This is a genomic window from Mycobacterium sp. 1245499.0 (genome assembly GCF_001673615.1).
GTDB classification, from domain to species: domain Bacteria; phylum Actinomycetota; class Actinomycetes; order Mycobacteriales; family Mycobacteriaceae; genus Mycobacterium; species Mycobacterium europaeum_A.
The window spans coordinates 1-5,645 of the sequence record NZ_LZMG01000294.1 but is presented as its reverse complement, the minus strand read 5'-3'; the positions used below and the strand labels follow the sequence as shown (position 1 = coordinate 5,645).

Genomic DNA, 5,645 nt, shown 5'->3' with positions numbered 1-5,645 from the left:
CCTGCGCAACGCATCGGAATCGGCTCCGACTTTGTCGGCGAGTTCATCGATGTGCAGTGGCCCGTCGGCAAGCGCATCGGCCACTCCCAAGTCGGCAACTGTAGTAATGGTCTGCGCTACCCACGCGCCCAGTATGAGCCCCTGCATCGCTTTCGCCGGCGATGACGCCGGCGGATCCAATGGCATTGTCTCCCAACCTCCTCATTCTGGTTGACAAAAATCACGGCCACGCCCGCCGCCCGGACCGGTGAGGGCTACCAGCTCATCGCGATAACGGCTGCCAGCAGCAAGACCGTGACGAGACCGTGGAGGACGAGTTGGCGCAGAAAGGTGTTTTGGACAAGACGGTCCAATTCGGCCGACTGTGAAAAATCAGGCAACACATAGTGATTACGCATTGAGCCGAAACCCATTCTCGCGCTCAGCGATATGGTCATCGTTGATCATCGATCGAGTCGGCCGGCCGAAGCCGTTGGCCCCAGGTCGTATTGCTCGCAACGTGGGAAGGTCTTGGCGGACCCTGGAATGTCACCGAAAGCCGCGGCCCATAGCATGGCGCCCATAAAGACCAGCACTATCGCGATGAAGCTGTGAACGCATGCTTGCCGCACTATCATCGCCAGGGGCGGCTGCAGTGGGTGATCCTCCGGAAATCTCGTCATGGTGGGCCCTTCTATGTCACGGATCGGCAGAGCCGAAATCACTTCAGTGAGTAGCGGATCGGCAGGTGTTTGAGACCACCGACGAGTGTCGTCGCGCACAATTCCGGCTCGCCTGCGAGCTCGATCGATTTCAGCCTGGGGAGCAGTTCGCGGTAGAGACTGTTGATCTCCATCCGCGCTAATGCGGCACCGAGGCAGAAGTGCACGCCGTACCCGAAGGCCAGGTGTTTGTTGGGATCGCGGCGGATGTCGAAGCGGAACGGATCGTCGAAGACCTCCTCGTCGCGGTTGCCGGACGCGTAAGCCAGATACACCGACTCTCCTTCGGCGATGTCGACCCCCCGAACCGTGGTGTCGGCGGTTGCGGTGCGCATGAATTCCTTCACCGGGGTGGTCCACCGGATCATCTCCTCGATCGCCGTCGGCATCAGCGTGCGGTCCTGCTTCAATCGCGTTAGTTCACCGGGGTTTTCGATGAGCGCGCGCAGCCCGCCGGAGATGGCGTCTTTGGTGGTGTCATGGCCGGCGCTGGCGATGATCACGTAGTAGGACGCGGTGTCCACGTCCGAGAGCGGCTCGCCGTCGACGCGCCCGTTCGCGATGGCCGAGGCCAGGTCGCCGGTGGGGTTCTGGCGGCGCGACGCGGTCAGCTCGGCGAAGTAGTTGAGGAAGTCCTGCATCACCGCGAGCACGGCCTGGGGGCCTTGACTTCGCTGGTATTCGGCGTCATCGCGGCCGAACATTTCCTGGGTAAGCGTGCGCATCCGAGGAAACTCGGATTCGGAAAGACCCAATAGGGACAGGATGACGTAGAGCGGAAAGTCGGCTGCGACGTCGGTGACGAAGTCGCACTCAGGTCCGATCTCGCACATCTTGTCGACACAGCGCTTGGCCAGCTGGTCCACCTGCGCCTTCAGGTTGCGCATGGCCGCGGGACGGAACCAGTTCGCGGAGATCGCGCGCACCTTGCGGTGGTATGCGCCGTCCATCTGGACCAGGGTGCGCATGCCGGTCCCGGCGTCTAGCTCTGCATTGCGCAGATCGTCGACGGCGGCGGCTGTGAGCATTGTGCGGGGCGCGCTGATGAAGAGGTCATTATCGCGCTCGATCGCCATGATGTCAGCGTGCTTGGTGATCGCCCAGAACGGCCGATACGGCGGATGGTCCACCCATGCAACCGGATTGGTTGCCCGCAGCTGCCGTAGCCCCGTGTGCAGCCGCTCGTCGTCGGCGTATGCCGATGGGTCAGCCAGAACTTTGGTGGCGTCATGCATTGTGGGTGCGTTCATGTGGATTCCTCACTCCGGGGTTGTCAGAACTTCGATAGATGAAGACCCAATGCGCCGCCGTCGAGGCGCGGCCGTCCTCGCTTCGACGCATCCTCAGAACCTGATCGGCTCGAGGCGGCCTAGGATCTCCTCGCGCCGCGCCTCGAATTGCTCCGGCAGCTGGAACCGCGTGCCCAGCTCCTGCGGCGACTCGTCGCAGTCCCAGCCACCGTCATTGTGTGTCACGGCCAGTTCGAAAAGGGCGCCGCCGGGTGATCTGACGTAGACCGACTTGAAGTACTTGCGGTCTCGAACTTCGGACATATCTGTGTAGCCGGCACCCTCGATCTCGAGTTTCAGGTCGCTCTGGTTTTCGAGAGTGTCTGCGTTCCAAGCGAAGTGGTGAATAGTTCCGGCACCATAGGTCCACGTGCCCGGCCCATCTGTGCGATTGACGACAAGCTCGACCGCACCGCCGAACCCGGACTTACCGGCCTCCAACGCAAAACGGTCACCTTCGGTCAAACCCTCGCGAGCACCAAGGTGGTTGGCGGCGAACTCGACTGCGGTGTCCGGCCCCGTCACGTGTACGCCTACACCGTAAATCCCGTGGATGGCGTACTCCTCGGGCACACCGTTGCCGGTGTAACCCCGACGAGGGTCGTCGACGACCTCGACCAGCTGGTACTCGATCCCGCACGGATGCCGGAACAGGACGCGGCGGCGATCGAACACGGTCGCGTCCCGGACGTCCGCGGTCCGTTCCTGCAACCTGGAGGACCAGTAGTTCAGCGAACCCGCGGGAGCGGCGAGCAATACCTCACGTGCTTGGTTGGTACCACGTCGCCCGCAGATCCCGGCCTGGCCAACCGGGAACGTGGTGAGCACCGCGCTCGGGTCGCCGTTGGCGTTGCTGTAATACAGGTGATAGATCGGGATCGTGCCGTCGAACAACACCGTCCGTTTGATAAGCCGCAGACCCAGCACCTTGACGTGAAAGTCAACATCCTCCTGGGCCCCGTTCACCGACATGGTGATGTGGTGACTATCGATGATGTACGACATTCGAGCTCTCCCGCCGGCGGGTGGTCATCGGGCCCCCAGGAAGCGGAAAGCCGCTTCGGACATCGTTCTCGCCGTGAGCGTTTGCGGTCTGATCGGGCCATCGGGCATAGACATGTTGGCGTAGCCGCCGGGAAGCACATGCTGCGGAAGCGCAGCTGATACCGCCTCGGGCCAACCGCAATGAGCAGTGTGGCCAGATCTGTTCTTTGTCACACCTGCGACGTTAAAAAGCAACGCGCCCAGCGGCTAACCTGCGCCCACTGAGTGGGCTTTACCGGCCGGTCACCGTTTGACGGTGTGGCGATAGGGGCAGCGCCCGAGCTCTAGGCTGGGGTAATAGATTGGCGCTCAAGGAGTACCAGGACGGATCCCAGAAGGGGCTGTCAGGTCATTGAGGAGCATTCATGATGAGTGATTCTGGTGGTAAGGCGAATGGCTAGGGGCGTCGGCACTTCCCCAATGACGGGGCGGGCGATCATGATCGGGTTGGTCGCGATTCCTGTATTGGTCGCCATGGCCGCGCTCGCCGCGGGGTGTGACTCACCGACTACGACGTCATCGACAGCCACGCCGGCGTCCGTCGGATTGCCACAAATTCTGCAGCGCGGCACGGTCCGTGTGTGCAGTACCGGCGACTACCGCCCATTCACGTATCGTGACGCACAGGGCATCTGGAGTGGGCTCGACATCGACATGGCCCACGACATGGCCACTCGACTGGGAGTCCGGCTGGACACGGTGCCGACCACGTGGGCAAGTGTTGTCAACGATCTGGGCAACAAGTGCGATGTGGCGATGGGAGGAATCACCATCACGCTCAACCGCGCCGAGCATGCGATCTACAGCGCTCCCTACCTACGCGATGGAAAAGCGGCCATCGTCCGTTGCGCTGAGGCATCAAAGTTCCAGACCCTGAGCGACATTGACCGCCCGGGTGTCCGCGTGGTCGTCAACCCCGGTGGTACCAATGCCGAATTCGACAACGGCCACCTCCACAATGCGCACGTGGTGAACTATCCGGACAACAACACCATCTTCGGCCAAATCACTAACGACGCCGCCGATGTCATGATCACCGATGCCAGTGAGATCCGTTGGCAGACAGGCCAGGATCCGCAGCTCTGCGGTCAGAGTCTGGACCATCCGTTCACGTTCGAACAAAAGGCCTATCTCATTCCTCGAACCGCCACGGACGTGCAGCAATGGATCAATCTGTGGCTCAACATCGCACAGAACGACGGAACCTACGCAGCGCTAAGCCAGAGGTACCTGGGTGCGCTAATCGGGCCATGATTCTTGCGGGCCGATCGACACTCGAGCCCTCCTCTAACCGACGCTGGGAAGCGGAATGGCGGTGAAGACGCCGTCGGGGTCGTACCGCGCTTTCGCGGCGGCGAGTCGGACGGCGTTCTCGCCGTAGGCATTCGCGACCTGCTCGTGGTCATCGGGTCCCAACAGGTTGGCATAGCCGCCCGGTTGGGCGTGAGGCGCAAGCGCCGCCGACACCGCGTCGGCCCACGCACGGTGAGTAGCACCATCCCCGGTCTCCCAACTAGCGACAATCTCGACGACGAAGTGTGGGCGGCGGTTTGCGAACGCGGTTTGGTCCGAGGCGACGCGCGTCGACGCGCCGTGACAGTGGTGGATGGCGATGCCGCTGGGTGGTGAGGTCAGCGCCCGACCGGCCTCGCGGAGCGTATCGATCACCCCAGGTGTGTACCCCGCGACCGTGCGGGTGCGAATCGCCCAGCACTGCCCACGCACGCTCCAGGCATCGAACAGGCTCAGCCATTCGCGGTACGTCATCGGCGCGACCTGTGTGGTCAGCGGAGTTCCAAGCTTGACGAGCTTATCGACGGCGGCTTCGCCGCAACGATGATCGCCGCTGAAGGCCGGGGCCAGGAACACCGCCGGATTTCCGCCTGGGTCGCAAAGCAGTCCACTTAACACGGTCAGCTCGTCCGGAGCAGTCGACAACAGCTCACCGAGCCCACGCCACACCGTCGCGGCCTGCGACCACGGGAAGGTGATCATCCCGCCGATCAACCGGTCCAGCGGATGTAACCGCACGCGCATCGAGGTGACCACCCCGAAGTTGCCGCCGCCACCGCGCAGTGCCCAGAACAGCTCCGGCTCGTGAGTCGCGTCGGCTGCGACGGTTCGACCGTCCGCCAGGACAACCTCTGCACCGACCAGGTTGTCCGAGGCAAGGCCGAACCGGCCGTTGAGCGGTCCGTAACCTCCGCCGAGTGTCAGGCCGGCCATACCGACGCCGCCGCAGTTGCCGGTGGCGGCAACCAGCCCGTACGGCGTGACCGCGTCGGTCAAATCAGTCGCTGTGACACCCGCGCCCACCGTTGCGACCGGTACCGTGGTATCGACTGTGACACTTCGCATCCCGGACATGTCGATCACCAGACCGCCGTCGCACACAGCGCGACCAAGCCAGTCGTGGCCACCCCCGAGCACCGAGAGCCGCATCCCGCGGTCACGCGCCACCCGGATGGCTATCTGCACGTCGAACGATGACTCGGGTCGCACGATCAATGCCGGACGATGCTGCGCCGCCGCATTCCAGATCAACGGCGCAGCACCGGGGACCCGCACTTGCGTGGCATTGATCGCTCTCGTCAGGTCGGCGGCGGCCGCG

Annotated in this window: 5 protein-coding genes and 1 pseudogene; 1 reads left to right on the top strand and 5 read right to left on the bottom strand. The window is 63.2% G+C overall.

The window, feature by feature from the left end:
- The 4 genes and pseudogenes from A5646_RS29995 to A5646_RS17390 all read right to left on the bottom strand — a co-directional run.
- Positions 1-186, bottom strand: a pseudogene (locus A5646_RS29995) (hydroxyneurosporene methyltransferase); the annotation flags it as partial.
- Between the two features lie 68 nt (positions 187-254).
- Entirely contained in the window at positions 255-437 is a 183-nt protein-coding gene (locus tag A5646_RS17400; protein ID WP_066871127.1) for a hypothetical protein, read from the bottom strand.
- 263 nt (positions 438-700) lie between these two features.
- The gene (locus tag A5646_RS17395; protein WP_067023008.1) at positions 701-1,951 is read right to left on the bottom strand and encodes a cytochrome P450; all 1,251 of its coding nucleotides are present in this window, start codon (positions 1,949-1,951) and stop codon (positions 701-703) included.
- Between the two features lie 93 nt (positions 1,952-2,044).
- Complete coding sequence (locus tag A5646_RS17390) at positions 2,045-2,995, bottom strand: VOC family protein (protein ID WP_066871132.1); 951 nt, start codon at positions 2,993-2,995, stop codon at positions 2,045-2,047.
- Between the two features lie 477 nt (positions 2,996-3,472).
- Between A5646_RS17390 and A5646_RS17385 the strand changes: the two genes are divergently transcribed.
- Entirely contained in the window at positions 3,473-4,288 is an 816-nt protein-coding gene (locus A5646_RS17385; RefSeq protein WP_231998352.1) for a transporter substrate-binding domain-containing protein, read from the top strand.
- 33 nt (positions 4,289-4,321) lie between these two features.
- On the opposite strand, the gene A5646_RS17380 is transcribed toward A5646_RS17385, so the two are convergent.
- The coding region (locus A5646_RS17380) for an FAD-binding oxidoreductase (RefSeq protein WP_197505225.1) at positions 4,322-5,645 on the bottom strand (1,324 nt) is incomplete at its 5' end.